This is a genomic window from Actinomadura sp. NPDC049382 (genome assembly GCF_040677125.1).
GTDB lineage: Bacteria > Actinomycetota > Actinomycetes > Streptosporangiales > Streptosporangiaceae > Spirillospora > Spirillospora geliboluensis.
The window spans coordinates 62,674-88,956 of the sequence record NZ_JBFARO010000029.1 but is presented as its reverse complement, the minus strand read 5'-3'; the positions used below and the strand labels follow the sequence as shown (position 1 = coordinate 88,956).

The 26,283-nt window shown below is 71.0% G+C and carries 32 protein-coding genes; 18 read left to right on the top strand and 14 right to left on the bottom strand.

Annotated features, from left to right (window positions below; translation table 11 throughout):
• Window positions 1–344: 344 nt before the first annotated feature.
• From AB0K34_RS19815 to AB0K34_RS19790, 6 genes are read left to right on the top strand one after another with little or no spacing between them, the layout of a single operon-like run.
• Window positions 345–1,520 (top strand): acyl-CoA dehydrogenase, encoded by a 1,176-nt coding sequence (locus AB0K34_RS19815; protein ID WP_138636331.1) that lies wholly within the window; start codon window positions 345–347, stop codon window positions 1,518–1,520.
• The gene (locus tag AB0K34_RS19810) at window positions 1,517–2,434 is read left to right on the top strand and encodes a VOC family protein (protein WP_138636332.1); all 918 of its coding nucleotides are present in this window, start codon (window positions 1,517–1,519) and stop codon (window positions 2,432–2,434) included. The genes AB0K34_RS19815 and AB0K34_RS19810 overlap by 4 nt, the downstream gene beginning before the upstream one ends.
• Window positions 2,431–3,276: an alpha/beta hydrolase gene (locus AB0K34_RS19805; protein WP_138636333.1), complete on the top strand. Its 846-nt coding sequence runs from the start codon at window positions 2,431–2,433 to the stop codon at window positions 3,274–3,276. The genes AB0K34_RS19810 and AB0K34_RS19805 overlap by 4 nt, the downstream gene beginning before the upstream one ends.
• Before the next feature lie 27 nt (window positions 3,277–3,303).
• Window positions 3,304–4,479: an acyl-CoA dehydrogenase family protein gene (locus tag AB0K34_RS19800; RefSeq protein WP_138636334.1), complete on the top strand. Its 1,176-nt coding sequence runs from the start codon at window positions 3,304–3,306 to the stop codon at window positions 4,477–4,479.
• Complete coding sequence (locus AB0K34_RS19795; protein ID WP_171068976.1) at window positions 4,476–5,327, top strand: alpha/beta hydrolase; 852 nt, start codon at window positions 4,476–4,478, stop codon at window positions 5,325–5,327. Before AB0K34_RS19800 ends, AB0K34_RS19795 begins: the two co-directional genes overlap by 4 nt.
• Complete coding sequence (locus AB0K34_RS19790; protein ID WP_301174857.1) at window positions 5,327–6,169, top strand: fumarylacetoacetate hydrolase family protein; 843 nt, start codon at window positions 5,327–5,329, stop codon at window positions 6,167–6,169. The genes AB0K34_RS19795 and AB0K34_RS19790 overlap by 1 nt, the downstream gene beginning before the upstream one ends.
• A 3-nt stretch (window positions 6,170–6,172) precedes the next feature.
• On the opposite strand, the gene AB0K34_RS19785 is transcribed toward AB0K34_RS19790, so the two are convergent.
• Entirely contained in the window at window positions 6,173–6,445 is a 273-nt protein-coding gene (locus AB0K34_RS19785) for a hypothetical protein (RefSeq protein WP_138642112.1), read from the bottom strand.
• Window positions 6,446–6,537: 92 nt separating this feature from the next.
• Window positions 6,538–6,819, bottom strand: a complete 282-nt coding sequence (locus AB0K34_RS19780; RefSeq protein WP_138642111.1) for a hypothetical protein — start codon at window positions 6,817–6,819, stop codon at window positions 6,538–6,540.
• Window positions 6,820–7,032: 213 nt separating this feature from the next.
• On the opposite strand from AB0K34_RS19780, the gene AB0K34_RS19775 reads away from it, so the two are divergent.
• Complete coding sequence (locus AB0K34_RS19775) at window positions 7,033–7,683, top strand: DUF5753 domain-containing protein (protein WP_138642110.1); 651 nt, start codon at window positions 7,033–7,035, stop codon at window positions 7,681–7,683.
• Window positions 7,680–8,006 carry a DUF397 domain-containing protein gene (locus AB0K34_RS19770; RefSeq protein WP_138642109.1) on the top strand — a complete coding sequence of 109 codons (327 nt, stop codon included), beginning with the start codon at window positions 7,680–7,682 and terminating at the stop codon, window positions 8,004–8,006. The genes AB0K34_RS19775 and AB0K34_RS19770 overlap by 4 nt, the downstream gene beginning before the upstream one ends.
• A 212-nt stretch (window positions 8,007–8,218) precedes the next feature.
• Here the strand turns inward: AB0K34_RS19770 and AB0K34_RS19765 are convergent, their stop codons facing one another.
• Both AB0K34_RS19765 and AB0K34_RS19760 read right to left on the bottom strand, forming a co-directional pair.
• Window positions 8,219–8,569, bottom strand: coding sequence for a helix-turn-helix transcriptional regulator (locus AB0K34_RS19765; RefSeq protein ID WP_138642108.1), 351 nt, complete (start codon window positions 8,567–8,569; stop codon window positions 8,219–8,221).
• A complete protein-coding gene (locus tag AB0K34_RS19760; protein ID WP_205719738.1) occupies window positions 8,566–8,889 on the bottom strand; it encodes a type II toxin-antitoxin system RelE/ParE family toxin in 324 nt (107 codons plus the stop codon). The genes AB0K34_RS19765 and AB0K34_RS19760 overlap by 4 nt, the downstream gene beginning before the upstream one ends.
• Window positions 8,890–9,498: 609 nt before the next feature.
• On the opposite strand from AB0K34_RS19760, the gene AB0K34_RS19755 reads away from it, so the two are divergent.
• Entirely contained in the window at window positions 9,499–10,104 is a 606-nt protein-coding gene (locus tag AB0K34_RS19755) for a hypothetical protein (RefSeq protein ID WP_301174858.1), read from the top strand.
• 27 nt (window positions 10,105–10,131) lie between these two features.
• On the opposite strand, the gene AB0K34_RS19750 is transcribed toward AB0K34_RS19755, so the two are convergent.
• The 4 genes from AB0K34_RS19750 to AB0K34_RS19735 are packed head-to-tail and all read right to left on the bottom strand — an operon-like array spanning window position 10,132 to window position 14,846.
• Window positions 10,132–10,836 (bottom strand): ABC transporter ATP-binding protein, encoded by a 705-nt coding sequence (locus tag AB0K34_RS19750; RefSeq protein ID WP_138641117.1) that lies wholly within the window; start codon window positions 10,834–10,836, stop codon window positions 10,132–10,134.
• A 10-nt stretch (window positions 10,837–10,846) separates the two neighbouring features.
• Window positions 10,847–12,556, bottom strand: coding sequence for a branched-chain amino acid ABC transporter ATP-binding protein/permease (locus AB0K34_RS19745; RefSeq protein WP_138641119.1), 1,710 nt, complete (start codon window positions 12,554–12,556; stop codon window positions 10,847–10,849).
• 4 nt (window positions 12,557–12,560) lie between these two features.
• A complete protein-coding gene (locus AB0K34_RS19740) occupies window positions 12,561–13,466 on the bottom strand; it encodes a branched-chain amino acid ABC transporter permease (RefSeq protein ID WP_138641120.1) in 906 nt (301 codons plus the stop codon).
• Window positions 13,467–13,526: 60 nt separating this feature from the next.
• On the bottom strand, window positions 13,527–14,846 hold the full coding sequence (locus AB0K34_RS19735) for an ABC transporter substrate-binding protein (protein WP_301174859.1): 1,320 nt from the start codon (window positions 14,844–14,846) through the stop codon (window positions 13,527–13,529).
• A 158-nt stretch (window positions 14,847–15,004) separates the two neighbouring features.
• Between AB0K34_RS19735 and AB0K34_RS19730 the strand changes: the two genes are divergently transcribed.
• From AB0K34_RS19730 to AB0K34_RS19720, 3 genes are all read left to right on the top strand, one after another.
• Window positions 15,005–15,640, top strand: a complete 636-nt coding sequence (locus AB0K34_RS19730; RefSeq protein ID WP_301174860.1) for a TetR/AcrR family transcriptional regulator — start codon at window positions 15,005–15,007, stop codon at window positions 15,638–15,640.
• A gap of 5 nt (window positions 15,641–15,645) precedes the next feature.
• Window positions 15,646–16,263, top strand: a complete 618-nt coding sequence (locus AB0K34_RS19725; protein WP_138641123.1) for a TetR/AcrR family transcriptional regulator — start codon at window positions 15,646–15,648, stop codon at window positions 16,261–16,263.
• 79 nt (window positions 16,264–16,342) lie between these two features.
• A complete protein-coding gene (locus AB0K34_RS19720; protein WP_138641124.1) occupies window positions 16,343–16,858 on the top strand; it encodes a flavin reductase family protein in 516 nt (171 codons plus the stop codon).
• A 15-nt stretch (window positions 16,859–16,873) separates the two neighbouring features.
• On the opposite strand, the gene AB0K34_RS19715 is transcribed toward AB0K34_RS19720, so the two are convergent.
• A complete protein-coding gene (locus AB0K34_RS19715) occupies window positions 16,874–17,212 on the bottom strand; it encodes a HEAT repeat domain-containing protein (protein ID WP_301174861.1) in 339 nt (112 codons plus the stop codon).
• A 36-nt stretch (window positions 17,213–17,248) separates the two neighbouring features.
• A complete protein-coding gene (locus tag AB0K34_RS19710) occupies window positions 17,249–18,094 on the bottom strand; it encodes a helix-turn-helix transcriptional regulator (RefSeq protein ID WP_240808625.1) in 846 nt (281 codons plus the stop codon).
• 440 nt (window positions 18,095–18,534) lie between these two features.
• Here AB0K34_RS19710 and AB0K34_RS19705 point away from each other — a divergent pair, with 440 nt between their 5' ends.
• Together AB0K34_RS19705 and AB0K34_RS19700 are read left to right on the top strand one after the other, a co-directional pair.
• Window positions 18,535–19,206: a hypothetical protein gene (locus AB0K34_RS19705; RefSeq protein ID WP_301174862.1), complete on the top strand. Its 672-nt coding sequence runs from the start codon at window positions 18,535–18,537 to the stop codon at window positions 19,204–19,206.
• A 146-nt stretch (window positions 19,207–19,352) separates the two neighbouring features.
• Window positions 19,353–19,604 carry a DUF397 domain-containing protein gene (locus tag AB0K34_RS19700; protein ID WP_364550147.1) on the top strand — a complete coding sequence of 84 codons (252 nt, stop codon included), beginning with the start codon at window positions 19,353–19,355 and terminating at the stop codon, window positions 19,602–19,604.
• Between the two features lie 97 nt (window positions 19,605–19,701).
• On the opposite strand, the gene AB0K34_RS19695 is transcribed toward AB0K34_RS19700, so the two are convergent.
• Entirely contained in the window at window positions 19,702–20,352 is a 651-nt protein-coding gene (locus AB0K34_RS19695) for a lytic polysaccharide monooxygenase auxiliary activity family 9 protein (protein WP_301174863.1), read from the bottom strand.
• Window positions 20,353–20,456: 104 nt separating this feature from the next.
• Window positions 20,457–20,909, bottom strand: a complete 453-nt coding sequence (locus AB0K34_RS19690; protein WP_301174864.1) for a MarR family transcriptional regulator — start codon at window positions 20,907–20,909, stop codon at window positions 20,457–20,459.
• Between the two features lie 52 nt (window positions 20,910–20,961).
• Between AB0K34_RS19690 and AB0K34_RS19685 the strand changes: the two genes are divergently transcribed.
• The 4 genes from AB0K34_RS19685 to AB0K34_RS19670 all read left to right on the top strand — a co-directional run bounded on the left by AB0K34_RS19685 (window position 20,962) and on the right by AB0K34_RS19670 (window position 24,576).
• Window positions 20,962–21,792, top strand: a complete 831-nt coding sequence (locus AB0K34_RS19685) for an ABC transporter substrate-binding protein (RefSeq protein WP_364550145.1) — start codon at window positions 20,962–20,964, stop codon at window positions 21,790–21,792.
• Complete coding sequence (locus tag AB0K34_RS19680; RefSeq protein ID WP_364550143.1) at window positions 21,716–22,081, top strand: hypothetical protein; 366 nt, start codon at window positions 21,716–21,718, stop codon at window positions 22,079–22,081. Before AB0K34_RS19685 ends, AB0K34_RS19680 begins: the two co-directional genes overlap by 77 nt.
• A gap of 90 nt (window positions 22,082–22,171) precedes the next feature.
• Complete coding sequence (locus AB0K34_RS19675; protein ID WP_364550142.1) at window positions 22,172–23,569, top strand: APC family permease; 1,398 nt, start codon at window positions 22,172–22,174, stop codon at window positions 23,567–23,569.
• The gene (locus AB0K34_RS19670) at window positions 23,566–24,576 is read left to right on the top strand and encodes an acetamidase/formamidase family protein (protein ID WP_364550140.1); all 1,011 of its coding nucleotides are present in this window, start codon (window positions 23,566–23,568) and stop codon (window positions 24,574–24,576) included. The genes AB0K34_RS19675 and AB0K34_RS19670 overlap by 4 nt, the downstream gene beginning before the upstream one ends.
• Here the strand turns inward: AB0K34_RS19670 and AB0K34_RS19665 are convergent.
• Both AB0K34_RS19665 and AB0K34_RS19660 read right to left on the bottom strand, forming a co-directional pair.
• Window positions 24,538–25,251, bottom strand: coding sequence for an ABC transporter ATP-binding protein (locus tag AB0K34_RS19665; protein ID WP_364550138.1), 714 nt, complete (start codon window positions 25,249–25,251; stop codon window positions 24,538–24,540). The genes AB0K34_RS19670 and AB0K34_RS19665 overlap by 39 nt on opposite strands.
• On the bottom strand, window positions 25,248–26,258 hold the full coding sequence (locus tag AB0K34_RS19660; protein WP_364550136.1) for an FtsX-like permease family protein: 1,011 nt from the start codon (window positions 26,256–26,258) through the stop codon (window positions 25,248–25,250). The genes AB0K34_RS19665 and AB0K34_RS19660 overlap by 4 nt, the downstream gene beginning before the upstream one ends.
• Window positions 26,259–26,283: the final 25 nt, after the last annotated feature.

Sequence of the window (26,283 nt, the reverse complement as noted above, 5' to 3'; positions counted from 1 at the left end):
GCCCGTCGGCTGAGATGTGAGATCGCGAGCATCGATGAGGACTGGTGACCCGGCCCGCTTGCCGCGCGCGGTCGGGCCGGGCCCGACACCGGTCAGCGACGACAGCAGGCCCGGCTCCCAGGGCGGGGTGTGCGGCACGGGAACTCCTCCATGTAGTGATTACTACAGAGCTTAACCGTGACACCAGTCACCCGGAGAACGCAACTCGGCCCAGACTTGGAGATCTACGCCGGGACACTTGCCTTCCCCGGAGTAAGCGTTCTACGGTTCCGTGTAGTGAGTGTTACAGAGATGCGGGTCACGCCATCCCCCCGCGCTCTCCCCTACCGAAGGAACTGACGCCGATGACCGTCCTGGACGAGGTCCGCCGGCTGGAGCCGGAGTTTCGCGCCGAGGAGGACCTGTCGGCCGCGCAGCGTTCGCTGACCGGCCGCGCCTTCACGCACATGCAGGAGACCGGCCTCATGCGCGGCCTCCAGCCCAAGCGCTGGGGCGGCGCCGAACTGTCCCTCCGCGAGCACCTCACGAGCGTCTACGAGCTCGGCCGGATCGCGCCCTCGGCGGGCTGGGTCGCCGGCGTCATGGGCTCGCACCCGTGGCAGATCGCCCTCTTCCCCGAGGAGACGCAGGCCGAGGTCTGGGAGTCCGACCCCGACTGGAACGCCTCCTCGTCCTACGCCCCCACCGGCAAGATCGAGCCGGTCGACGGCGGCTACCGCGTCTCCGGCCGCTGGTCGTTCTCCTCCGGCTGCGACCACGCGCAGGGCGTCATCCTCGGCGGGTTCGCCGGGAAGGTCGAGGTCGCGCCGGGCGTCGAGGTGCCGAACTACGGGTCCGCGCTGCTGCACCGCGACCAGTACGCCATCGAGGACACCTGGCACGTCGGCGGCTCGCGCGGCACCGGCAGCAAGGACATCGTCGTCGCCGACGCCTTCATCCCCGCGCGGCGCTTCCTGTCCAGCCCGCTCTACGAGTACAACCCCGACCGTCCCGCGCCCGGCATGGAGACCAACCCCTCCGCGCTCTACAAGGTGCCGTGGGCGGTCATGTTCAACCTCGTCCTCGTCGCGCCGATGCTCGGCCTCGCCCGCCGCGTCCTGGACGACTGGACGTCCGACACCGCCGTCCGCAAGGCGAACTGGGGCGGCACCTACGCCGACGACCCGCTGATGCAGATGCACCTGGCCGAGGCCGAATGGGTGCACGACGCGGCCGTCATGAAGATGTACGACGCGATCGACACGATCACCGAGGCCGCCGAGGCCGGCGTGTACCTGGAGAAGCGGCAGCGGGCCCGGCTGCGCTGGAACATCACCAAGGGCTGCCAGGAGACCGGCTTCGCGATCAACAAGCTGATGCGGGTCGCCTCCGGCCGCACGGTCTTCGTCGACCACCCGCTGCACCGCCTCTACCAGGACGTCATCGCCGAACTCGGCCACGCGTTCCTCGTCTCCGACGGCGTCGGCCAGTACTACGGCGCCGCCCTCCTCGACTCGTCCGCACCGGAGGTCATGCTGTGATTTCGCAACTCGCCTACCTGGGGATCGCGTCGCCGAAGGCGGAGGAGTGGCGGGACTACGCCACCCGGCTGCTCGGCGCGGTCGTCGCCGGGGACGGCCCGGACGGCGCCGTCCGGGTCAAGGTCGACGACAAGGGCTACCGCATCGCCGTCCACCCCGCGGAGCAGGACGAGTTCCGCTACGCCGGGTGGGACTGCGGCAACGAGACCGAGCTCCGCGCGTACGTCGCCGAGCTGCGCGGCAAGGGCGTCGAGGTGCACGACGGCGGCGCCGGCGAGGTCGAGGAGCGGCAGGTCGCCGAGCTGTACTGGTTCACCGACCCGTTCGGCAACCGGCACGAGCTGCTGTGGGGCCAGTTCTCCCAGCCGAACTCGTTCTTCCCCGGACGCCCCATGCGCGGCCGGTTCGTCACCGGGGACCTCGGCCTCGGGCACATCGTGCTGATCGTCCCCGACCTGGCGAAGGCCGACGCGTTCTACGCCGACACGCTCGGCTTCCGGCTGTCGGACCGGGTGAAGAGCGACATCTTCAACCTGCGCTTCTACCACTGCAACGGCCGCCACCACTCCCTCGCGGTCGCCGAGATCCCCGGCATGACCGGCATCAACCACCTGATGCTGGAGGTCGAGTCGTTCGACGACCTCGGCACCGCGATCGACCTGTTCACCGCCGACCCGGAGCGGGAGATCCTGCTGTCGCTCGGGCGGCACACCAACGACCTGATGACGTCCATCTACGTGCAGACGCCGTCCTCGATGCAGATCGAGTACGGGCACGGCGGGATCACCGTGGACGACCTCACCTGGGTCGCGGGCAACCACGACCTGCCGTCCATCTGGGGCCACCACCGCTCCCAGGCGTACCTGGACGGCCCGCCCGGGATCTTCCGCATGGTCGAAGGGACGGGCGCATGACCGCCGCGATCCGCGTCGAGGACGTCGCGATCGGCGGCGGCCGGCACCTGCGCGTCAACCAGACCGGCACGCCGGGCGCGCCCGCGCTGCTGTTCCTGCACGGCTCCGGGCCGGGCGTGACCGCCGCGTCGAACTGGCGGGAGGTCATCGAGGGGCTCGGCGACACCTACCACTGCGTCGCGCCCGACATCCTCGGCTTCGGCGACTCCAGCTACCCGGACCCGCAGCCGCAGGGCTTCACGGCGCAGGCCGAGGTCCGCATCGACGCACTGTTCCAGCTGGTGGACGCGCTCGGCCTGGAGAAGGTCGTGCTCGTCGGCAACTCGATGGGCGGCATGTACTCGCTGCGCATCGCCCAGCTCCGGCCCGACCTGGTCTCCGGGATCGTGCTGATGGGCTCCGGCGGCATGCCGGGCCTGGAGCCGACCCCCGAGCTGATCAAGCTGATCACCTACTTCGACGACCCGACCGTCGAGGCGATGGCGGACCTGCTGATCCAGTTCGTCCACGACAAGAGCGCGTTCGGCGACACGGTCGAGAAGGTCGCGGCCGAGCGGATGCCGATGGTGCGGCGGCCCTGGATCGAGGCGGGGCACCGGGCCATGTTCGGCCCCGAGATGCTCGCCTTCACGCCCGAGGACCTCGCGAAGATCGACAAGCCGACCCTGGTCGTGCACGGCCGCCAGGACGTCATCGTGCCGATCGAGTGCAGCTACTACCTGGCCGACCACCTGCCCCAGGCGGACCTCTACGTCATCGACAAGTGCGGCCACTGGACCCAGATCGAGCAGGCCGCACGCTTCCAGGCGATCGTGCGGACCTTCGTCGGCGCCGGTCTCTGACATGACATCCCAGGACGGAACACCACTATGAGCATGATCGAGAAGGCGCGGGCGGCGGCGGACGCGCTCGCCGCCGCGGACGCGCCGAGCGCCGAGCAGCGCCGCCTCACCCCCGAGGCCGTCGCGGCGCTCGACGGGATCGGGGTGCTGCGCGCGCTCCAGCCCGCCCGCTGGGGCGGCGGCGAGGCCCACCTCGCCGAGTACGCCGAGACGGTGATCGAGATCGGCCGGGCGTCGGCGTCCGCCGGCTGGGTCGCGTCCGTCGTCGGCGTGCACCCGTGGCAGATCGCCCTCTTCCCCGAGGAGACGCAGGAGGAGGTCTGGGGCGCCGACCCGGCGCGCCGGATCGCGTCGTCCTACACCCCCACCGGCAAGATCGAGAAGGTGCCGGGCGGGTACCGGGTGTCGGGCCGGTGGAGCTTCTCCTCCGGCAGCGGCATCTGCTCCGGCGTCATCCTCGGCGGCATCGCCGGGACCCGCGAGGTGAACGGCACCGAGTACCCCGACTTCGTCTCCGTCATCCTCGACGAGGGCGACTACCGCATCGAGGAGACCTGGAACGTCGCGGGCCTGCGCGGCACCGGCTCCGACGACATCGTGGTGGACGGCGTCTTCGTCCCCGAGCACCGCGGCCAGTCGCACGTCTACTACACGCACGGCCTCGGCATCCCGCTGCCCGGCCAGGAGCGCAACGACGCCCCGCTGTACCGGACGCCGTGGGCGGTCACCTTCAACCTGATCATCGCGGCGGGGGCGCTCGGCGCCTGCCTCGGCTTCTACGACCAGTGGGTCACCGAGACGCGGGGCCGCCGCACCAACTACGGCCAGCTGCTCCGCGAGGAGCCCGTCGTGCAGAACCACCTCGCCGAGGCCGCTTGGCAGCTCGACGCCGCCGTCCTCAAGGTGAAGCGGACCGCGTCGGAGCTGATGGAGGCCGCCGAGCGCGCCGAGGTCCCGTCGCTGGAGCAGCGCGCGTTCTGGCGGTGGGACGTCGCCCGGTCGGCGAACGCGGCGCTCGACACCGTCCAGGCGCTGATGCGGGTCTCGTCGGGCCGCTCCGCGTTCCTCGACCACCCGCTGCAGAGGAAGTTCCAGGACGCGGTCGCCGCCGGCAGCCACGCGTTCCTGTTCGACGACCCGCTCGCCAAGGCGTGGGGCGGCCGCCACCTCGGCGCCGAGAAGCTCGCGGCGGTGCACCTGTGATCACCTCTTCTGACGTCGCCGTCAAGGTTCGGGACGGGGAGCTGACGTTCCGGCTGCACGAGACCGGCGAGCGCGGGCCCGAGGCCGTGCTGTTCCTGCACGGCTCCGGGCCCGGCGCGACCGGGCTGTCCAACTGGGAGCGGATCATCGCCGACCTCGGCGACCGGTTCTGGTGCCTCGCCCCCGACCAGATCGGCTTCGGCGACTCCTCGCACCCGCTCGACGCACCGCGCGGCATGGGCCCGTTCAACGAGCTGCGCGCCGAGGCGCTGCTGGCGCTCGCGGACGAGCTGGGCCTGGAGAAGGTGCACCTGGTCGGCAACTCGATGGGCGGCCAGCTCGCCCTCCTGATGACGCTGGCCCGGCCCGAGCTGGTCGGCAAGATCCTGCTGATGGGCAGCGGCGGCGCGCCGGACATGCCGGTCAGCCCCGGCCTGAAGCACCTCCGCGAGTTCTACGCGAGCCCGAGCGCGGAGTCCCTCAAGGGGCTGCTCACCGAGTTCGTGTACGACCTGGAGCCCATGCGCGGCACCATCGACCGCGTCGTGGCCGAGCGGATGGCGTACGTGACCCGGGAGGACGTCCGCCGCTCCCACGAGGCGTCGTTCGACCCGAACGGGACGCGCCGCTTCTTCACACCCGAGGACCTCGCGGGCATCACCCACGACGTGCTGTGCGTGCACGGGCGCGAAGACCGGATCATCCCGGTGGACGCGAGCAAGTACTTCGCCGACAAGCTCCCCAACGCCGACCTGTACGTCATCGGCCGGTGCGGCCACTGGACCCAGATCGAGCACCCCGAGACCTTCGAGAAGCTCCTGCTGGGGCTGATCGGCGGAGAGATCTGATGCGCATCGCCAACCACGCGGGACGGGCCGTGCTCGTCGTCTCCGACGACAAGGCCGCAGATATCGAGACGGCGTCCGCCGGACGCTTCGGCCCGGCCCCGCAGAGCCTCTACGACAATTGGGACGCCTTCGCGGCCTGGGCGGCAACCGCCACCCCGGCACCGGACGTCGAGATCGACCGCCTCCACCTCGGCTCCCCCGCCCCCACCCCATCGCAGGTGGTCGCGATCGGGCTGAACTACGCCGACCACGCGGCGGAGACCGGCTTCGAGCCACCGAAGGACCTGCCGCCGGTATTCACGAAGTTCGCCTCGTCCATCACCGGCCCGTACGGCGAGGTCGGCCTGCCGGACGGCGGCCACACCGACTGGGAGGTGGAGGTCGTCGCGGTCATCGGCCGCCCGGCGCACCGCGTCTCCGCCGGCCGGGCCTGGGACCACGTCGCCGGCCTCACGGTCGGCCAGGACCTCTCGGAACGGATCCTGCAGTTCACCGGCGAGGCCCCGCAGTTCGGGTTCGCCAAGTCGTACCCGGGCTTCGCGCCGATCGGCCCCTGGCTCGTCACCCTCGACGAAATCCCGAACCGCGACGACCTCGGGCTCGGCTGCTCGATCGACGGCGAGACGGTACAGGACGGCCGCACGTCCAAGCTGATCTTCTCGATCCCCCGCACGATCGCGAAGCTGTCGGAGGTGCTCACCCTGCACCCCGGCGACGTCATCTTCACCGGCACCCCGGACGGCGTCGGCCTCGGCCGCACCCCCCAGCGCTTCCTGCGATCCGGAGAGACACTGCGCACCTGGGTAGAAGGCATCGGCGAGATGGAGCACACCTTCCGCTAACTCTCAGAGCCCCTGTCGAAGAGCGACTCTTGGCCGTCCCTCCACTCTCTCCGCGATCTGGGCGATGAGGGCATCCGTGGTGGCGGCTTCCAGCAGGCGGCCCACCGGCGGGGTCGGCACGTAGGCCCACCACCGGCGTGTGTGGAGACCCCACCAGCAGTGGACGCCGGGGAAGTGCTCCTCGATGTTCGCGATGGTGGACGGCCGCACGGTGTCGGCCGACTGGTGGGGCGAGCGGTGGAGCGGCGCGGCCGGTGCGCCCGGGGGGACGCTCACAGGACGCGCCGCTCTCACCTCCCCCCATGGGACCGCGCCGGGGGTCGCGGTCCCCTCCGGTGGCCGGCCCGCGTCGTGGTGCGGCCGTTCCGTCACCGGAGTCCCTTGCGCGCGGCGGCCCGCTCGGCCTCAACGCGCAGTGCCTTGCGAAGCGCGGCGGCGTCCGAGCAGATCACGGTCGGGTCGATCCCGGCGGACGGGTCGTGCAGGCTGGCCACCCAGTCGCCCAGCCGCCCGTCCCAGCGCACCGCCCGCCAGATCCGGTGACCCGTGAATTCGCTGCGAAGACGATCAAGGTGTTGATCCTCAAGATCGTGTCGCCCATTCATGATCGCCTCCGCTTCGTTGCGTTTTCCCAGGACAAGAATGAACAAGGCGAGTTATCTTCGCTACGTTCGTCCAGGAAAAACAACAACGGGGAGTTGGCGGTGAGTGCCCGAGACTCGCTCGATCCAGCTGGTTCGCTATGGGACCTCATAGCGGTTCAGCTGCGGAGACACCGCGAAGAGCGCAAAATGTCCGGATCAAAGTTGGGGCAACTTCTCGATCTTGATAGGTCGAGTGTTTCGCGCCTTGAATCCGGCGGGATGAAGCTCCAGCTCAAGCATGCGAAGATCCTCGACCGGGAGTGGGACACGGGCGGTTTGTTCACCTTTCTGGTGGGATTCGCCATCGCCGGTCACAACACCGAGTGGTTCAAGGCCCATGCCGAGATGGAGTTGCGCGCCGGGGAATTGCGGATCTGGGAACTCTCCTGCATCCCAGGCCTGTTCCAAACAGAGGACTACGCCCGAGCACTGTTCGAGTCAGGCAATTCGCCGGACATCGAGACCGGTATCGCAAATCGGATGAAACGTCAGGAGGTGCTGAACCGCAAGCCCGGCCCGATCACGCGCGTCTTCCTCGACCAGGGCGTACTTGACCAGCCGGTCGGCGGCCGCGACGTCATGCGCGCCCAGCTTGCCGTGCTCTTGGAGTGGACCAGGCACCCGAACATCACCATTCGGGTCGTGCCGAGAAGCGTAGGCGCACACATGGGGCGAGATGGCTCATTCAAGATCATGACGGTCGGAAACGCCGATATCGCCTATACCGAAGCCTGCGGCGGTGGGAGACTGGTCATGGACGCGGACGAGGTACGGTCCTTCCGCCTGCGATTCGACCGCATCAGCGACCGGGCGTCGCCGGTCGACGCCTCGATCGACCTGATCAAGCGAGTGATGGAGGAGTTCAGTTGACTCCCGTTTGGCGCAAGTCCAGCCGGAGCGGCACGTCCACCCATAGCGACTGCGTGGAGGTTGCACACCTCTGGTGTAAGTCCAGCCACAGCGGAAGCGACCCCGCTAAGCAGGACTGTGTGGAGGTCGCGCAGCTCTGGCGTAAGGCCAGCCACAGTGGAAGTTCGTCCGGCCAGAGTGACTGCGTGGAGGTCGCGCAGCTCACTGCCAAGGTCGGTGTGCGTGATTCCAAGGCCCCCGAGGCTCCCCATCTGGTGTTCGACGTCGCCGACTGGCGCAGGTTCGCCGACCGGGTGAAGCGCGGGGAGCACGACCTGGCCTGACCACCCCCCAGTGTTGTACGCGAGCCCTCGTCCCGATCCGGGGCAGGTGCCAATCCCCTGAAAGTGTGGAGACTGGTTATTCTCCGTACACCAGCACGTACGTGACCCCCGCAAGGCTGGCAGCGAGGCGGCTGGCTCTGCACGCGCCGCATCCGGCCCGCTTGCCCGGCCAAGCGGGCCGGTGTGCTGGCCGAGCAACAGGTGCCGGGTCCTCATGCGGTGGCGAGTAGTTCGGTCTCCGCCGCGCCGGCGTCGCCTTCCCCGACGATGACCCGGAATCGCAAGCCGAGGGCGTGTCCGAGCCGGTTGAGAACGGCCAGGGTCGGAACGCCTCCACCGCCGGATTCGATGCGGGATACGGCGGGCTGACGCATCCCGGCGCGGCGGGCCAGTTCGGTCTGGGACATGCCCAGCTCGGTGCGCCGGGCATAGATGGCGCGGCCGAGGGCGAGCGCCAGGTGCGCCTCCTCGTGGGCGAGCCGGTACTCGTCGGTGTCTCGCTTGGCGGCCAGGCCAGGATGATCCGCGAGAAGAACGTGCGGGCTGGTCCGCTGGCTGCTCATCGCCCCTCCGGAGTCTCGATGATGCTGATGATCTGGTCGGTGTCGTGTTCGGCTTCGCAGATCTTCTGCGCTTGTTTGGCCCGTCTCACCTGAGCGTGCTCGGCGTCGCGGGTCTTGCGGAACACCGTCAACAGCACGATCCGGTCGTGCCCGGGGAACCAGTAGGTGATCCGGATGTCCTTGGGGTGGAGATTGATCCGCAGCTCCCACACGTGGTCGCCGAGAGGCCGGGACAGGGGCATGCCGAGGCCGGTGCCTTCCATCGCGAGCAAGCCGCACACGGCGTCCACCCGCGCCAGCTGAACGGGCGTGAGCGACACGAGCCAGTCGACGACTTACGCCTCGGCCTGGATCTCGAACAACCCCATGCATCTCATGTTATAACGAGTGCGCCCCTCAAGACCTGGCCGACCACGCGGATTGAGTTCGACGATGGGCCGTCCTGCCAGCCGACCGAGATGAGTCCGTTGACTGATCGGCTTGGTACGAGCAGGCCATCCCCCATGCTGACCGGAAACTAACGATGGACGCTGGGCATGCGGGAGCGGGGCCCTGGCCGGTGGCTGGATCAGGGTCTGCTTCTGCGTGTCCGGGTTCAGGCGGCGACGAGAGAGACTGAGAAGCCGAGTGACCGTCCCCCCGTGTTGTGGGCGAGCCCTCGTCCCGCAGCGGGCGAGGGCTTGCGCCTTGTCAGAACAGGTCCCAGAAATCGGGGCGTTGGCGCATCTGGTCTGCGGTCTCTTCCAGGATGATCTGGCCGGGTCGCCGGCTTCGCCCGCCGGGTCGTACCTCCGGGGGAGGGGATCGGCCCGTGAGGGGGATCTCGGGGGGCGGTGCCCGATCGGAGCATGGGGATCGGCCGTGCCGCTCGGGCCCGTCCGCCGACCGAACGGAGTCTCTCCATGCCCATGCCCATGCCCATGCCCAGGATGATCAGAATCGCCGCCGTGATCGGGGCCGCCATCGCCGTCACGGCCGCACCGGTCGCGGCGGAGGCGACCTCCCCGGCGACACCGGCGGCCCAGGCGGCGCGCGTGTCCGGGGCCGCGCAGGTCCGCCTCACGTACTGGCCCGATCAGGACATCCGGGCCTTCACCTTCGACGCCCGCGCCGTCCCCTATTCGGTGCCCAGGCCGGGCGCCCCCGGCGGCCTGCCCACCGACGCCCGCGGGACCGTGACGATCTACCACCACTCCCCGACCGAGGGCTGGACCGTACGGTCGGAGGCCAGGGTGGACTGCCTGCTGACCAGCCCCGGCAACGCCACCCTCACCGCGGTCGTCACGAAGGCCGACGAGCCGATCAAGGACCAGATCGGCAAGCGGCTCGGCTTCAGCGTCCACGACGGTGGCCCCGGCGGCAGGCATGACCGCATGGGGTTCTCCTGGTCGGTGGTCAACGGCGTCGAGAACGGAGAGGGCGGCTGGGAGGAGGGCAAGGTCGGGACCTGCATGGGCCCCGCGGCCTTCGCTCCCGTCACCAAGGGCAACTACACCGTCAGGCACGCCGACCTCCTGCCGGCTCCGACGGACTGACCACCGGCCGGGCCGCCGGGCGCGGCGTTAGAAGAGGTCCCAGAAGTCGGTGCGCTGCCGCATCTGCTCCGCGGTCTCCTCCAGGATGATCTGGCCGGAGCGCATGACGTAGGCGCGGTCGGCGATCTGGAGGGCCTGCTTGACGTTCTGTTCGAGCAGGAGGATGCCGAGGCCCTCGTCGTCGGCGAGGGAGCGCAGCCGTCCGAAGATGGTCTCCACGACGGACGGGGCCAGGCCGAGGGACGGCTCGTCCAGCAGGAGGAGCTTGGGGCGGGCCATGAGCGCCATGCCCAGGCTGACCATGCGCTGCTGCCCGCCCGACATCGAGCCCGCAGGCTGCTTCGCGCGCTCGTCCAGGATCGGGAACAGGTCCTGGACGGTCGCGAGCCGCTCGGCGGTATCGGTCCCGGACGGGGCGTTGGCCGCGCCCAGCAGCAGGTTGTCGTGCACGGACAGGTCGGGGAAGACGAACCGCTCCGAGGGGATCATCGCCGCGCCCGCCGCCACGGCGGCGCGCACGGGACGGCGGGCGGTGTCGCGGCCGGCGATCTGGATCGTTCCGGCGCGCGGGCGGACGGCCCCCAGCACGGATCGGATCGTGGTCGTCTTCCCCGCGCCGTTGTGGCCCATGAGGGTCACGATCTCGCCCGCGTCGACACGGAGGCCGACGCCGTGGAGCACCTCCTTGCGGCCGTAGCCCGCCACCAGGCCGCTCACATCGAGCAGAGTCATGCGTCCTCCCTCACTGGGCGCCGAAGTACGCCTCGGCGAGGCGGGCCGAGCCGGTCAGCTCGGCGAGCGTGCCCGACGCGGTGATCTCGCCGAGTTCCATGAAGTAGGTGTGGTCGGAGAGTTCGCGCACCACGTCGAGGTTGTGCTCGACCAGGCAGACGGTGCGGCCCTCGTCGCGGACGGCGGCGACCATGGTGAGCATGGTGTCCACCCAGGTCGCGTCGACGCCGGACGCCGGTTCGTCCAACAGCAGCACGTCGGCGCGGGTGGCCAGCGCGCGCGCCAGCGACACCAGCTTTGACTGGCCATAGGACAGGGCGTCGGCCGGTGTCGCGGCCTGGTCGGCCATGCCGACGAAGTCGAGCCACTGCATCGCCTGCTCAGCGACCTCGCGGTCCGCGCGGGAGACGCCGCGGCCGGGGACGAACAGCCTCGCTGCCCGCTCCCCCGGCTGCCCGGGGACGGCGAGCATGACGTTCTCCAGGCAGGTGAGCCGGCCGAGCAGCCGGACGTCCTGGAAGGTGCGGGCCAGCCCGGCGCGGACGACGCGGTCCGGACGCATCCCGACCAGCTCCGCGCCGTTCAGCGTCACCGACCCGGTGTCCGGGACGACGGTGCCGGTGAGCAGGTTGAACGCAGTCGTCTTGCCGGCGCCGTTCGGGCCGACGAGCGCCGTGATCGTGCCGCGCCGCAGCTCCAGGCCGATGTCCTTGGCGGCGGTGATGCCGCCGAAGCGCTTGGACAGGCCCTCCGCCCGCAGCACCACCTCGGCGTCGGCGTAGGAGGTGCGGTCGGCCGGCCGCTCGGGACGCGGCGACACCTCCGCGCGAGGAGCGGCCCCGGCGGCGGGCACGGCGGCGTGCCGCGAGCGCTCGGGGAACAGCCCCTGCGGCCGGACGATCATGACGAGCACCAGCAGCACCCCGTACAGCACCACCTGGAGCAGCGCCGCCTGCGTGCTCTCCACCCCGAGGACCTCGCGCAGCACCGGCTCGATCATCGTGAGCGCGACGCCCGCCACGACCGAGCCGACCAGGTTGGCGTTGCCGCCGACGATCACCATCGCGAAGACCGCCATGGCGAGCGGGAAGCCGAACGCCGACGGGGTCGCCTGGCCGAGCCAGCCGGAGTAGAAGCCGCCGATCAGCCCGGTCAGCCCGCTGGTGACCGCGAAGATGCCGATCTTGTAGCCGAAGGTGTTCTTGCCGAGCGCCCGGGTCGCCACCGCGTCCTCCCGGATGCCCTTGAGCACCCGGCCGTACGGCGACTCGCCGAGGCGGCGGCAGACGGCGAAGACCAGGACCAGGACCACCGCCGACGGGGCCAGCCAGTCGGACGGCCCGTCCAGCTCCAGGCCGAACAGCCGCAGCCCCTCGACGCCGGTGATGCCCATGGCGCCGCCGAGCGCGTCGAAGGTGGCGAAGACGCCGATGACGCCGAGCGAGAACGCCAGCGTCATCAGGATGAGGTACTCCTCGGCGAGACCGAGCGCGATCACCCCGATCAGCACGCCGAACGCGGTCGCGACCAGTACGGCGACGGCGAGCGAGGCGAGGTAGGGCCAGCCGTGCTCGCCCGCGAGGAAGCAGGCGGTGTAGCCGCCGACGCCCGCGAACGCGGCGTGCGCGACCGACACCTGACCGGCGTAGCCGACGAGCAGGTTGACGCTGACGGCGAGCGCCGCGAGCAGCAGCGCCTGGTCCAGATAGTTGATCCACATGGCGTCAGGCCTTCCGCAACGACACGAGGGGGAGGCGGCTCCTCCCGGCGAGGAACGCGAGGTAGCCGGTGAGGACGATGAACACGGCGGTCTGCGTCCACTGGAGCGACAGCCAGTTCGACGCCCACTGCTCCAGCAGCCCGAGCCCGATGCCGATCGGCAGCGCGCGCAGCGGCGACGCGCGGGTCCCGGCGAGGAACGCGACGACGAAGCCGTAGATGACCGTCGTGTCGCCCATGGTCGGCTGGACGGTGTAGAGCAGCCCGTACCAGAGCGCGCAGGCGCCGGAGATGAGGCCCGCGACGGCGAAGCAGACGAGGTTGACCCGGCGGACGCCGATGCCGAGCACGGCGGCGAGGCCCGGGTTGCTGCGCACCGCCTTGATGGAGCGTCCGAGCGGCGTGAACGCCAGGAACGCGGCGAGCGCGGCGACGAGGACGAGGCAGGTGGCGACCTGCCCGAGGTCGAAGGTGGAGATCTGCACCCGTCCGAACTCGTGCCGCACCGCCTCGGGGCCGTAGAACGGCAGGCTGCTCGTCCCGAACTTGAGCTGGAGCAGCGCGATGCCCGCGGTGCTGACGCCGATCGACGTGACGAGGACGGCGAGCATGGCGCGGTCGGCGGCGCGGCGCGCGACGGGCTCGTACACGCCGAGTTCCAGCAGCACGCTGACCGCGACCGCCGCGGCGAGCCCGATGAGCGCGGACGGCCAGAACGGCACACCGAGCCCGTCCATGGCCCAGAAGGCGGCATAGGGCGCCACCGTGTAGGTGAGCGCGTAGGCGAAGTGGAAGCGGGTCGTGACACCGATGACGAGGGCGAGCCCCGCGCCGAGCGCGGCGTAGAAGGCGCCGCGGACGAGCCCGTTGACGGTCAGCTGCCAGAGTTCTGAGTCCAGCAGGTCATGCATGGAGCCTCCGGAGACGAGGAGGAGGGGCGGCCCGCGGCGGGGCCGCCCCGGAGGAAGCCGTCAGCGGGCGAGGCGGAAGTCTCCGCCGCCCACGTCGTAGGTGGCGAGCGGCGCTACCTTGCCGTCCTTGTACTCGAAGACGCCCATCGGCCGCTTGGCGACGCCGTGCGTCTTCAGGTCGATCTCCAGGGCGCCGACGGTCGCGGCGTCGCCGCCGTAGACGGAGGCGAACTTCGGGTCCTTCTCCAGCGCGGCCTTGAGCTGGGCGCTGTCGTCCGGCTTCCCGCCCTCGGCGATGACGCGGCGGATGAGGTCCCAGACCATCAGGGTCTCCTCGTAGGCGTTCGCCGCGTAGAAGTCGGCGGGCTCGCCGTACGCCTTCTCGTACGCCTCGGCGAACAGCTTGGCCAGCGGGTTCGACGGCTTGGACGCGTCGAAGTAGTCCATCGCGAACCGGAAGCCCTCGCGGTCGAGGACGCCCTTGGACGCCTTGACCGCCTCCTGCGTGAACTCGATGCCGAGCAGCTCGCTCTTCACGCCGGCGCTCTTGGCCTGGGCGGCGAACGCGCCGGGCGCCGCGCCGCCGAAGGCGACCCAGAGCAGGTCGGGCTCGTTCTTCTTCACTTTCGCGATCATGCTGGCGTAGTCCTGGGAGCTGGGCGAGAGCGTCTCCCAGAGGCCGTTGTAGGTGAGGCCCGCGGCCTCGATCTTGGCCTTCATGTCGGCCTGGATGGCCGCGTTCAGGGGGCCGAGGTCGACGCCGACCAGGCCGACCGTCCGCCCCTGCGGGTGCGCCCGCTTGAACCACTCCAGGGCGCCGGGCGCCGCGTCGGACGGCGCGACCTCCCGCGTCCCGTAGAAGTACTGCGTGCCCTTGGTGAAGACCTGGGCGCCGCCGACGCCGTCCAGGCTGAGGATCTTGCTCTTGTCGGTGTCGGCGAGCATCGCGCCGAGGCCGTCCCCCATCGAAGTGATCTTGGCCGGGACGCCCTCGGCCGCCAGCTCCGACGCGGCCTGTTTGGCGGCGACAGGGTCGGGGCCCTTGATGTCCTTGACGCTCAGCTCGATCGCCGGCCCGCCGGCCGCCTTGATCTGCTCGACCGCGAGCTCCATGGCGTTGCGCATCGACTCGCCGTTGCTCGCGGACGGCCCGGACAGGGTGAGCGCGGCGCCGAGCTTGAAGGTGACCTTGCCGCCGAGGTCCGCGCCGTCCTCGACGCCGAGCAGCTTCACGAGGTCGGCGGCCTGGGTCTTGGCGTCGGCGGCGCTGACGCCGGCGTCGCCGGAGCCGCAGGCGGTGAGGGACGCGGCCGCGGTCAGCGCGGCCAGGACGGGGGCGAGCAGCCGCCGGCGGCGGGGAGCTCTGCGTGAGGTGGGCATTGTCTACTCCAGGTCACCGATCTCCGCCCGTATCGATCACTACACTGATTGGAGCGATCACTACAGGGACGTGCGGTGACCGTACCCGTGATGTGATGGTCGACACAACCCCCCACCGCGGTCGGGTTTCCGATGATCAGAGGGGAGATGATTGCCGGATGCGGAAAACGGCGCGCCGCCACCAGCAGGGTGAGGAGTCCAGGCTGCGGATCCTGGAGGCCACCCTCGCCATCGCCGCCGAGCGCGGCTACGACGGCACCTCGATCGCCCTGGTCACCGAGGCCACCGGGCTGCCGGCCAGCTCGGTCTACTGGCACTTCCGCAACAAGGACGAACTGCTCGCCGAGACCCTGGAGTTCAGCTACCGGCGCTGGCGCGACACCGCGCCGACCTGGCAGGAGCGCGTCGCGGTCTCCGACCCGGCCGAGGAGATCCGCGACCGGCTGCACCGGGCGTCGCGGGCGATCACCGACCGCCCGGAGTTCTGGCGGCTCGGGCTGATGCTCGGCCTCGCGAACCGTCCGAAGGAGCCGTCCGCGCGGCGCCGCTACATCGAGGTGCGCGGCGAGACCCGCACCGCCATCCGGGACTGGTGGGAGCAGGTGCTCCCGGCCGGCGACCCGGACCGGGTGCGCGAGGTCGCCGAGCGGATGGCCCGCTTCCACCTCGCCGTGATGGACGGCCTGTACGTCGGCGTCCACTCGGGCCGCGGCTGGAACCTGGAGCGGATGGTGGACCTGATCGCCGACGGCGTGCACGCGCAGGCCCTCGCCTGGCTCGGCGAGGCGGCGTGACCGCGATGCCGACGACGCGTTCCGCCGACGACCGGGAGCTGTCCCGGGTCCGCATCCTCAAGGCCGCCGCCGAGATCGCCTCCGAGTGCGGCTACGAGGGCACCACGATCTCGCGGGTCACCAAGCGGTCCGGCCTGCCGGCCAGCTCGGTGTACTGGTTCTACCGCGACAAGGACCACCTCATGGCCGAGGTGATCCGGCACAGCTTCGAGCAGTGGATCGCCGCCCAGCCGCGCTGGGAGCGCGACCCCCGCGACGAGCGCCCGCTGGCCGAGAGCCTGCGCGCGATCCTGTCCCGCTCGGTGCGCTCGCTGCGCGACGCCCCCGACTTCCTGCGCATCGGGCACATGCTGCTGCTGGAGTCCCGCGAGGTCGAGGCGGAGGCCCGCCGGTACTTCCTCGCCACCCGCGACTCGGTCGCGAGCAGCATCGCGGCCTGGTTCACCTCGTACTTCGACACCGAGCTGCAGGCCCGCCGCCCCGAGCTGGCGATGGACCTCGCCCGCATCGTGATGGCCGCCACCGACGGCCTCTTCCTGGCCCACCAGATCCACGACGACTGGGACCCCGACGACTTCGTCGCGATCACCGTCGCCGTGGTCGAGCGGGCCGTCGCCGGCTGAGCACCGGAACCTCACGCTTGTCAGGCCGGGGTCCCGGATGGCATTCTCTGTAGCGATCGCTACAGGGAGGAGTTCCGTCATGCGCCTGACGACCAACGAGGCCATCGACCCCGCCCGCTTCCGGCAGGTGCTGGGCCACTACCCGACCGGCGTCGTCGTGGTCACCGCGCTGGACGCGGCCGGCACCGCCATCGGCATGACGGTCGGCTCGTTCACCTCCGTCTCGCTCGACCCGCCGCTGGTCGCCTTCCTCCCCGACAAGGGCTCCAGCTCGTGGCGCGCGCTGCGCGAGTCGGGCGAGCGGTTCTGCGTGAACGTCCTGTCGGCCGCGCAGGAGGACGTGTGCCGCGCCGTCGCGGTGCGCAAAACCGACAAGTTCCACGACATCGGCTGGCGCCCGTCCCCCGCCGGCAACCCGGTCATCAACGGCGCGGTCGCCTGGATCGACTGCGTCACCGAGCAGCTCCACGACGCCGGCGACCACCAGATCGTCATCGGCCGCGTCGAGCACCTGCAGCTCGGCGACGGCGAGACGCCCCTGCTGTTCCACCAGGGCGCCTACGGCACCTTCGCCCCCCACGGCCCGGCCGCCTAGCCGGGCACACCCCGGCTAAGCGATCCACCCCTCGTCGCGCGCCTGCTCGAGGACCTGCTCGGCCGCCCGCGTGTCGAGCATCTCCAGCCCCCGCGCAGCCCAGAACCGCAGCGACTCGTCCGGGCTCTCCAGCTGGTCGCGGAACACGTCCAGCGCCTTCCCGGACCGCGCCTCGGCCACGAGCTCCAGCAGCCAGCACCGCAGCCCCGGATCGTCCTCGACCGCGAACTCGGCGATCAACTCGTCGACGTAGGCGTCCGCATGCTCGCGCAGAAAGTCGAACGCCCCCTCCCGCACCCGCGGATCCCCGTCCCGCATACGCCCCATGGCCACTTCGAACCGCCGCCGCGACATACCCCGACCCTACGACCCCCCACCGACACCGCGAGATCAAGAGCACCACTCGCGCCCGGCGGTGCGCTGGACCACGTCGACCGACTCCGCGGGCGTGAGGCTCCGCTGCGCGAGCCAGTCGAAGACACGGTGGTGCTCGTGCGTGACGATCTCGTCCTGGACGAGGCTCATCGGATGGCTTTCGCTGTGCACGACGGCGGGAAAGGTGACCTCGAAGGACGGCGCGAACTCCAGCAGTGTGAACGCGTGCAGCGCGGCGCTGTGATCAGCGCCCAGCGGCAGTATCCGCAATTCGACATTCGGCAGGCCCGCCAGTTCGACCAGCCGTTCCAGTTGCCGCCACATGATCGCGGCACCGCCGATGCGATGCAGGAGCACGGCCTCGTCCAAGATCACGGACAGCCGCAGGGAACGCGGTGCCCGCAGAAGTTCTTGGCGTTTCATGCGCACCTGGAGATCGCGTTCGACGACCGCCGGCGGCACGGGGACGATCTCCGCCCAGCCGAGGATCAGGCGGCGCGCGTAATCCTCCGTCTGCAGCAGCCCCGGCACGATCTGCGCCTCATAGGCGAGCGCGACGTCCGCCTCGTCCTCCAGCGCGCAGTAGGCGGCCTGGTCGGGCGGCAGGCCCGGGTAGCGGGTCCACCACCCCGGGTTGGCGGCCTCGCGCGCCAGGGCGAGCAGCTCGGTCAGCGCGTGGTCCTCGGCCCGGTACAGCTTGAGCATGCGCTTGACATCGGCCTCTCGCACCCCGATCCGCGCCGTCTCGATGCGGGAGACCTTGGACGCCGACCAGCGCAGCCGCCGGCCGACCGTCTCGGCGCTGAGACCACTGCCCTCGCGCATGCGGCGCAGCGCGACGCCGAGGCGACGCCGGCGCACGGACGGGGCTTGAGATGTCGGCACTGCCACTCTCCCCGAGGCCGGCCAGGAATGGCGGCGGCCACCTGGCGATGGAGATCTTGATTTGCTGGGGTAACTGGCCAACGGTCTGATGCGAAACCCGCAGTGCATGTTGCACCGCATATATTACCTCAAAAGTCGGTCCGTTCCGCGCGAGAATTCCAGAACGGCGTATCACCGCAAGGATAGACTTTCATGAACGCCCCTGTGCATCACGCCGTGCATGCTGCACTCGCATCGCGGGTCGGGCATATTGGGGGCAAGGGGAGTAAGTCGCCGCGGGTTCGCCCGCCTGCGGCGGAGCGTTGCGTCAGTGCCCGTGACCGCGATGGCGCGCCACCGGGACATGCCACCTCGGCGGTGGCGGCCTCTGCGTCGCGGACGACATGTCCGCCGGACGGGGATGGGAGGACGAAACCTTGCCCCTCTGCGGCCCCCTACATCGGAGCATCCTGGCACTCGACCTGGAGAGCTCGTCGACCCGCACCGACCTCGTCAAGGTCGAGCTGCGGAACCAGCTCTACCTGCTGCTGCACCGCGCGATGCGGGCGGCGGGGATCGACGAGCGGTTCTGCGAGCCCATCGAGGACCGCGGCGACGGCGTCCTCGTGCTCGTCCAGCCGACGGACGAGGTCCCGAGGTCCCGCCTGCTGGACCCGCTCATCCCCGTGCTGGCGCAGTTGCTGGGCGGCTACAACGCCGCGCTGCGGCCCGCCGACCGTCCCGACCGGCGGCTGCGCATGCGAGCGGTCGTCCACGCCGGCGACCTGCTCCGCGACGACCACGGGCCGTTCGGCGCGGAGATCGACGCGGCCATCCGGCTCCTCGACGCGGACGCGGTCCGCGCGGCGCTGCGGAACACCGACGCGCCTCTCGTGCTGGTCGTGTCGCAGCAGATCTACGAAGCGACCATCGTCCACGGATACTCCGGTCTGTGCCCGCAGTCGTACCAACGCGCGGTCGAAGTCAACGTCTGCGGCTTGACCCGCTATGGCTGGATCCACGTACCCGACGCCGAGGCGAGTAGGCACGTTCCCTTGCACGTCCTACCGGAGACGCTGCAACGTGCTGAGCTTCGGACCACCATCTAATCGCCGCTTTTGCCGAACGCATTCGGCGTGCCGTCTCGCATTTGCTAGCCTGGCCCCGCCATTGTTGTGTCCTAGCTGCGCCCACACCCTCGCCCATTGCTGAGTGCGGGGGTTTGCGCACCTCAGCCTAGGTAAGGGACACACACATGGCAATGGACGCCGAACGATCGACGGCACCTACCCGCCCGGCAGGGTCGGCGGACCCGGAGCGCAGTTGGCGCAAAAGCCGGTTCTGCGGGGCGAACACCGGGTGCCTTGAGGTGCGTCCTCTCGGGGCGGGGTCGACCGGCGTCCGCGACAGTGTCCTCGATGAGTCGAGCCCCGTCATCGTTCTCGACCGGGCCACGGTGGCCGGGTTCCTCGGGCACATCAAAGCGGGCCGGCTCGACCTGAAATAAGAACCAGACAAACCGTCCCCCTTTTTGAGAATTGCAGAGGCCCGGAAGCAGGCATCGCGCCGCTTCCGGGCCTCCGTGTGGGAGCAGACGTGCCGATTCAGCGGAAGTTGACGTCGCTGCAGATGTAGTAGGACTGGTCCATGTGGGACGCCTGCCAGATCGTGTAGACCACGTGGCGGCCTGAGCGGCCGGGGGCGGTGACGTTGTCGATCACGTAGTTGTTGGCGGGGGCGTAGCGGCCGGTCTGGCGGACGAGTTCCAGGTCGCTCCAGCGCAGCGGCTGGGTGAGGGCGTCGTAGCCCTGGCGGGTGACGTAGACGAGGAAGTAGTCGGCGCCGTGGCTGGCCTGGTCGTACAGGTTGATGGAGAAGGTGCTGCCGATGTCGGTGGTCTTCCAGGGGCCGACGGCGTCCATGGAGCGGTAGCGGCCGCCTTCTGTCTGGCCGCCGCTGCAGAGTTGGCCGTCGGGGATGGACGCCTGGTGGTTGCCGCCGACGTTGTTGCGGTAGAGGCCGTTCCAGTTCCACATGGCGTTGGGGTTGTCCTGCCATGCCTGCCAGCACATCGGGTCTTCCTGCTGCATGGCGGGGTTCTGGAAGTCGTCGCCCCAGCGGTCCCAGCAGCCGTAGTTGCGGGAGGCGGGGTCGATCACCGAGCCGTGGGCGGACGCCGTGTCGACCCAGAGGATCGGTAGGAGCGCCGCTCCGAGGAGGAGGGTGAGGGCACGGCGTATCCGGTCGCGTCGCATCGCGCGTTCTCCGTTCCGGTGGCGGGGGTGGCCGGACTGGAAGCGCTTCCAGTCGGCAGGCTAACCCGCGGTGCGACGGCGCGTCATGCGCGGCGTGAAAGCTTTCACGGGGCGGGGCGGCGGAGGTCCGTCCACAGGTCGGTGAGCAGGGTGGAGAGGGTCTGGACGGTCTCCGCGTCGGCGAGGGAGCGTTCGTGGGCCTCGGCGAGGGCCTCCAGGCGGGCCAGCTTGGCGAGGCCCAGGTCGGAGACGTGGACGGAGACGCGGCGGCGGTCGCGGGCGGAGTGGGAGCGGTAGAGGTAGGCGGAGTCGACCAGGGAGTCGACGAGCCGGGTCAGGGTGGGGTGCGGGATCTCGACGACGGCCGCGAGCTCGCCCATGGAGACGTCGTCGGCGCCGGCGAGGGCGCGCAGGACCCGCCACTGCTCGACGGTCGTGCCCTCCTCGTCGAGGACGGCGCCGAGGTCGCGGGTGAGGGCGCGCTGGGCGCGGGTGAGGAGGTCGACGAGGTCGGTGCGCGTGTTCCGCCGTTCGACCGTGTCCCGCCGTTCGACCACGTCCGTCTCCCCTGTTTCCGGCCGTCCGTCCACAGAGCATACTTGCCAGGTCATGACCGATTCGGTGCTGCGGGACGCCACGGAGCTGCTGGTCACCGGCCCGGACGCCGGGGTGCTGCGGCTCGGGCTGCTGCTGCCGCTGTCCGGGCCGCTCGGGCTGACCGGGCCGTCGGGGCTGAGCGCGGCGCGGCTGGCCGCGATCGAGGTCAACGCGGCGGGGCGGGGCGTCGAGCTGGTGCCGGTGGACGCCGGGCGCCGGCCGGAGGCGGTGGCGGCCGAGGCGCGGTTCCTCGCCGGGGCGGGGCTCGTCCAGGCATTCGTGGGGTTCCATACGAGCGACGTGCACCGGGCGCTGGAGGCGGCGCTCGCCGGGGTGGTGCCTTACATCTTCACGCCGCCGCACGAGGGCGGGCCGCGGCGGGCGGGCGTGGTGCTGCTCGGCGACTCGCCGGAGCGGCAGCTCGGGCCCGCGGTGCGGCGGCTGAGCGAGCGGCGGGGCCTGCGGCGGTGGGCGCTGGTCGGCAACGACTACATCTGGCCGCGGTCGGTGCACCGGGTGGCGGGGCGGCTGGTGCGGTCGCTCGGCGCCGAGGTCGTGCTGGACCGGCTCGTCCCGTTCCCGCTGGCGTCCGGCGACGATCCGGAGGCCGGTTTCGAGGAGCTGGTGGACGCGCTGGAGCGGGCGCGCGCGCAGGCGATCCTGCTCAGCCTGGTCGGCCGGGACCTCGCGGTGTTCAACCGGGTGTTCGCGGCGGCGCGGCCGGCGTCCGGGATGGTGCGGCTGTCCGGGGCGCTGGAAGGAGAACGTGCTGCTCGCGGCGGGCGGCGACGACACCGGGGAGCTGTACTCGGCGATGCGGTCGTTCGCAGGGCAGGGCGATGACCGCCGGATCGCGCTGGCGGAGCGGTACCGGGCGGCGTTCGGGGCGGCGGCGCCCGTCCTCGACACCTACGCGGAGGGGTGCTACGACGGCGTGCACCTGGCGGCGGCGCTCGCGGCGGCGGGGCTGCTGACCGTGCGGGACGGGCGGTCCGGCGCGGTGCGGCTGCTCGGCGGGGACGACCGGGCGGCCCGGCTGGCGTGGTCGGCGGCGCCGCTCGGGCCGCCGCCCGCGGCGACCTACCTGGCCAGGGCGGACGGCCTGGACCTCGCCGTGATCGCCCGGCTGTGAAGTCTTTTCGTTTGGAATCTTTTCATCTGAAAAGAAAAGCTCTAGGGTCGCTCACGGCGCGGGGCGGGTCCCCCGCGCGGAGGAGGGGCCATGAGCACCGAGCAGGCGAAGCTCGAACAGTACGGCTACACGCAGGAGCTGAAGCGCTCGCTCGGCTTCCGCGACCTGGTGGTCTACGGGCTGATCTTCATGGTGCCGATCGCGCCGTTCGGCATCTTCGGCAGCGTCTTCGAGGGCGCGGGCGGCATGGTCGCGCTCGCGTACGCGGTCGGCATGCTGGCCATGCTGTTCACCGCCGCGTCGTACGCGCAGATGTCGCGGGCGTTCCCGATGGCCGGGTCCGTCTACACCTACGCCGGGCGCGGGATCGCGGCGCCGGTCGGGTTCCTGGCGGGCTGGATGATCCTGCTCGACTACGTGCTGGTGCCGGGCCTGCTGTACCTGATCGCGAGCGTGGCGATGAACTCGCTGGTACCCAGCGTCCCGGTGTGGCTGTGGCTGGCCGCGTTCGTCGTGCTGAACACGGTCGTCAACTTCTTCGGCATCGAGATGACCGCGCGGATCAACCGCGTCATGCTGCTCGCCGAGCTGGTCATCCTGCTGATCTTCCTGGCCGTGGGCGTGGTGGCGCTGGCGCAGGGCAAGGGGCACAGCGGCGGCAGCTTCACGCCGATCTACAACGGCGACACGTTCTCGTGGGGGCTGGTGTTCGGTGCGGTGTCCATCGCCGTGCTGAGCTTCCTCGGCTTCGACGGCATCTCGACGCTGGCGGAGGAGAACCGCGAGTCCGCCCGCGCCATCGGACGGTCGATGGTCGCCGCGCTGGTGCTGGTCGGGCTGCTGTTCATCGTCCAGACGTGGGTGGCGTCGCTGCTCGTCCCCGACCCGGACGCGCTGGTGAAGGACGGCGACCCCGACGGCACCGCGTTCTACGACGCCGCGCGGGTCGCGGGCGGGGCCTGGCTGGCCAAGCTCACGGCGCTCGCCACCGCGATCGCGTGGGGCTTCGCGAACTCGCTGGTCGCGCAGGCGGCGACGTCCCGGCTGCTGTATGCGATGGCGCGGGACCGGCAGCTGCCCCGTTTCCTCGCCAAGGTGCACCCGACGCGGCGCGTCCCGGTCAACGCGACGCTGCTGGTCGCGGCGGTCTCGCTGGTGCTCGGCCTCTACATGGCAGAGCGGGACGACGGCATCACGCTGCTCAGTTCGCTGGTGAACTTCGGCGCCATGACGGCGTTCCTGACGCTGCACGTGTCGGTCGTCGTCCACTACGTCGTCCGCTCGGGCAGCCGGGACTGGTGGCGGCACCTGGTCGCGCCCGCGATCGGCTTCCTGATCCTGGGCTATGTGGTGATCAACGCGAAGGTCGCGGCGCAGAAGCTGGCGTTCCTGTGGCTGGCGGTCGGGGCGGCCGTGCTGGTCGCGCTGCTCGTCATGCACCGGCGCCCGGCCCTGGCCGGCATCGAAGAGGAGGAGGACGGCAAGTGACGCTCGACGTGGTCGCGCTGGACGGCGCGGAGCCCGCCTACGCGTTCGGCGGACGGGAGGCGGCCCTCACAGTGGCCCCCGGCACCGTGGTCGAACTGACCACCGAGGACTGCTTCGGCGGCGCGGTCAAAGGGGTGGACGACCTGCCGAGCCAGGTGTGCACGTTCCCCTACCTGAACCCGGTGACCGGCCCGATCGCGGTCGAGGGCGCCGAGCCCGGCGACGCGGTCGCGGTGCACTTCGTGGACATCCGCCCCGCCCGGGACTGGGCGGTCTCCACCACGTTCCCGCACTTCGGGGCGCTGACCACGACGCACGCGACGGCGATGCTGCACCCGGCCCTGGAGGAGCGGGTCTGGGTCTACGAGGTGGACGCCGCCCGCGGCGTCTGCCGTTTCCGTGCCCGGCGCAGCGACTTCGAGGTGGAGCTGCCTCTCGACCCGATGCACGGCACCGTGGGCGTCGCGCCCGCCGCCAACGAAGTGATCATGAGCATCACGCCGGGCGCGCACGGCGGCAACATGGACACCCCGGAGATGCGGGCGGGCACGACGGCCTACTTCCCCGTCAACGTGCCGGGCGCGCTGATCTCCCTCGGCGACGGCCACTGCCGGCAGGGCGAGGGCGAGGTGTGCGGGACGGCCGTCGAGGCGGCGATGAACACCGTCGTGGTCGTCGACCTCATCAAGGGCGCCGCTCCGGCGTGGCCCCGGCTGGAGGACGACCTCCACCTGATGTCGACCGGTTCGGCGCGCCCGCTGGAGGACGCCTTCCGGATCAGCCAGCACGACCTGGTCACCTGGACGTCCGCCCTCGCCGGCCTGGAGGAGCTGGACGCCTACCAACTCGTCAGCCAGGCGGGTCTGGCCCCGGCGGGCAACGTCGTCGACACGAACTACACGATGCTCGCCAAGCTCCCCAAGGCCGCCCTGCCGGGGGTGTCCGCCTACGACGGCGTCCACGCCCGCCTACGCGAGACCGCGGAGCGCTACCTCTCCGAGCGCTGACCGCTGCGCGAGACGGCCGTCGGTCATCTCGTAGACGCGGTCGACGGCGGCCAGCTGCGCCCGGTCATGGGTGACCATGACGGTCGCCACGCGGGCGTCGCGGGTGAGGTCGGCCAGGAGCTTCACGATCTGCTCGCCCCGGTGGTGGTCCAGGGCGCTCGTGGGCTCGTCCACCAGGAGGACCCTCGGGTCGTTCATCAGGGCGCGCGCGATGTTCACGCGCTGGCGTTCGCCGCCGGAGAGCTGGTGCGGGCGCTTGTGCTCCATCCCCGCCAGGCCGACGGCGTCGAGCAGTTCGCGGGCGCGGTCGGCGGCGTTCCGGCGGCCGGCCCGGCCGCCCGACAGGTGCGCCATGACCGCGAGCTGGTCGGCGGCGGTGAGGGACGGCAGCAGGTTCGGCTGCTGGAAGACGATGCCGATGAGGTCGCGGCGCAGCCGGGTGCGCTCGGCCGGGCCGAGGCCGGTCACGTCGCGGCCCGCGATCTCGACGGTGCCGGCGGCGGGCGGGATCAGCGTCGCCGCGACGGCCAGCAGGCTCGACTTCCCGGAGCCGGACGGCCCGGCGACGGCGGCGAACTCGCCCGGCCGGACGGCCAGGCTCACGTGGTCGAGGGCGGTCAGCGTCCGGTCGCCGTCGGGGTAGGTGAGGACGACATCGGTCAGGTTCAGGCTCATCGTGCCGCTCCCAGCGCGGTCAGCGGGTCGACAGAAGTGATCTTGCGGATGGCGAGCGCGGCCCCGGCGGCGCCGAGCGCGATCATGGCGGCGACGGGGAGGGCCGTGGTCCCCGCCGACACGACGAACGGCACCGCCCCGCCGAGCGCCAGCCCGGCCGCCGCGCCGATCGCGCCGCCGAGGCCCGCCCCGGCGAGCAGCACGAGCACGGCCTGGGCCAGCGCGTCGCGCAGCAGGTAGCCGGTGCTCGCGCCGAGCGCCTTGAGGACGGCGACGTCCCCGCGGCGCTGGATCGTCCAGACGGTGAAGAACGCCCCGATGACCAGCGCCGAGATCGCGAACAGGAAGCCGCGCATGAGCTGCAGCGACCCGTTCTCGGCGGCGTAGGACGGGATCTTGGAGACCGCGTCGCCCGGGGTCAGCGCGGTCGTGCCGAGCCGCCGGTCGGCGGCGCCGAGGTCCGGGTCCCCGGTGACGTGCAGCAGCAGGACGGACGAGCCCTGCGGGTCGGCGGCCTTCCAGTCGTCCATCCGCAGCCAGGCGACCGGGTTGTGGCTGTAGGACGCGGCGCCGCCGACGCCCGCGACGGTGAAGGAGCGTCCGGCGATCTCCGCCGTGGCGCCCGGCTTGAGCCCGGTCTCCTCGGCGAGGTCTCGGGAGAGGGTGACCTGGCCCGGCGGCGGCGCGTCCTTGCCCGCGTCGACGCCGAAGAGGGCGACCGGAGTCCCCTCCCCCAGCCGGTTCATGCCGATGCCGAGCGGTTCGGCCCGTACACCCGGGACGTCCTGCCAGCCCTGCAGCGTCCGCTGGTCGATGCGGCTGGTCGTGAAGGAGTCGCCGTTCAGCACGACCCGGTCGGCGGGCAGGTTCGCGATGGCCGAGCCGCTGTCGCGGGCCAGGCCCTCGGTGAGCCCGGACAGCATCGTCACGAGCAGGGTGATGAGCAGGACGACCGCTCCCATCAGCGCGAACCGCCCCTTGGCGAAGCGCAGGTCCCGTAGCGCCACGAACACCGTGAATCCCCCGTCCAGC

What these genes read in the sequence shown, in the direction of transcription:
- AB0K34_RS19815 (WP_138636331.1), top strand. Translation starts at nt 345, where the DNA reads ATGACCGTCCTGGACGAGGTCCGCCGGCTGGAGCCGGAGTTTCGCGCC.
- AB0K34_RS19805 (WP_138636333.1), top strand. Translation starts at nt 2,431, where the DNA reads ATGACCGCCGCGATCCGCGTCGAGGACGTCGCGATCGGCGGCGGCCGG.
- AB0K34_RS19800 (WP_138636334.1), top strand. Translation starts at nt 3,304, where the DNA reads ATGAGCATGATCGAGAAGGCGCGGGCGGCGGCGGACGCGCTCGCCGCC.
- AB0K34_RS19790 (WP_301174857.1), top strand. Translation starts at nt 5,327, where the DNA reads ATGCGCATCGCCAACCACGCGGGACGGGCCGTGCTCGTCGTCTCCGAC.
- AB0K34_RS19775 (WP_138642110.1), top strand. Translation starts at nt 7,033, where the DNA reads ATGAAGCTCCAGCTCAAGCATGCGAAGATCCTCGACCGGGAGTGGGAC.
- AB0K34_RS19765 (WP_138642108.1), bottom strand. Translation starts at nt 8,569, where the DNA reads ATGAGCAGCCAGCGGACCAGCCCGCACGTTCTTCTCGCGGATCATCCT.
- AB0K34_RS19755 (WP_301174858.1), top strand. Translation starts at nt 9,499, where the DNA reads ATGATCAGAATCGCCGCCGTGATCGGGGCCGCCATCGCCGTCACGGCC.
- AB0K34_RS19750 (WP_138641117.1), bottom strand. Translation starts at nt 10,836, where the DNA reads ATGACTCTGCTCGATGTGAGCGGCCTGGTGGCGGGCTACGGCCGCAAG.
- AB0K34_RS19745 (WP_138641119.1), bottom strand. Translation starts at nt 12,556, where the DNA reads ATGTGGATCAACTATCTGGACCAGGCGCTGCTGCTCGCGGCGCTCGCC.
- AB0K34_RS19740 (WP_138641120.1), bottom strand. Translation starts at nt 13,466, where the DNA reads ATGCATGACCTGCTGGACTCAGAACTCTGGCAGCTGACCGTCAACGGG.
- AB0K34_RS19735 (WP_301174859.1), bottom strand. Translation starts at nt 14,846, where the DNA reads ATGCCCACCTCACGCAGAGCTCCCCGCCGCCGGCGGCTGCTCGCCCCC.
- AB0K34_RS19730 (WP_301174860.1), top strand. Translation starts at nt 15,005, where the DNA reads ATGCGGAAAACGGCGCGCCGCCACCAGCAGGGTGAGGAGTCCAGGCTG.
- AB0K34_RS19725 (WP_138641123.1), top strand. Translation starts at nt 15,646, where the DNA reads ATGCCGACGACGCGTTCCGCCGACGACCGGGAGCTGTCCCGGGTCCGC.
- AB0K34_RS19720 (WP_138641124.1), top strand. Translation starts at nt 16,343, where the DNA reads ATGCGCCTGACGACCAACGAGGCCATCGACCCCGCCCGCTTCCGGCAG.
- AB0K34_RS19715 (WP_301174861.1), bottom strand. Translation starts at nt 17,212, where the DNA reads ATGTCGCGGCGGCGGTTCGAAGTGGCCATGGGGCGTATGCGGGACGGG.
- AB0K34_RS19700 (WP_364550147.1), top strand. Translation starts at nt 19,353, where the DNA reads ATGGCAATGGACGCCGAACGATCGACGGCACCTACCCGCCCGGCAGGG.
- AB0K34_RS19695 (WP_301174863.1), bottom strand. Translation starts at nt 20,352, where the DNA reads ATGCGACGCGACCGGATACGCCGTGCCCTCACCCTCCTCCTCGGAGCG.
- AB0K34_RS19685 (WP_364550145.1), top strand. Translation starts at nt 20,962, where the DNA reads ATGACCGATTCGGTGCTGCGGGACGCCACGGAGCTGCTGGTCACCGGC.
- AB0K34_RS19675 (WP_364550142.1), top strand. Translation starts at nt 22,172, where the DNA reads ATGAGCACCGAGCAGGCGAAGCTCGAACAGTACGGCTACACGCAGGAG.
- AB0K34_RS19665 (WP_364550138.1), bottom strand. Translation starts at nt 25,251, where the DNA reads ATGAGCCTGAACCTGACCGATGTCGTCCTCACCTACCCCGACGGCGAC.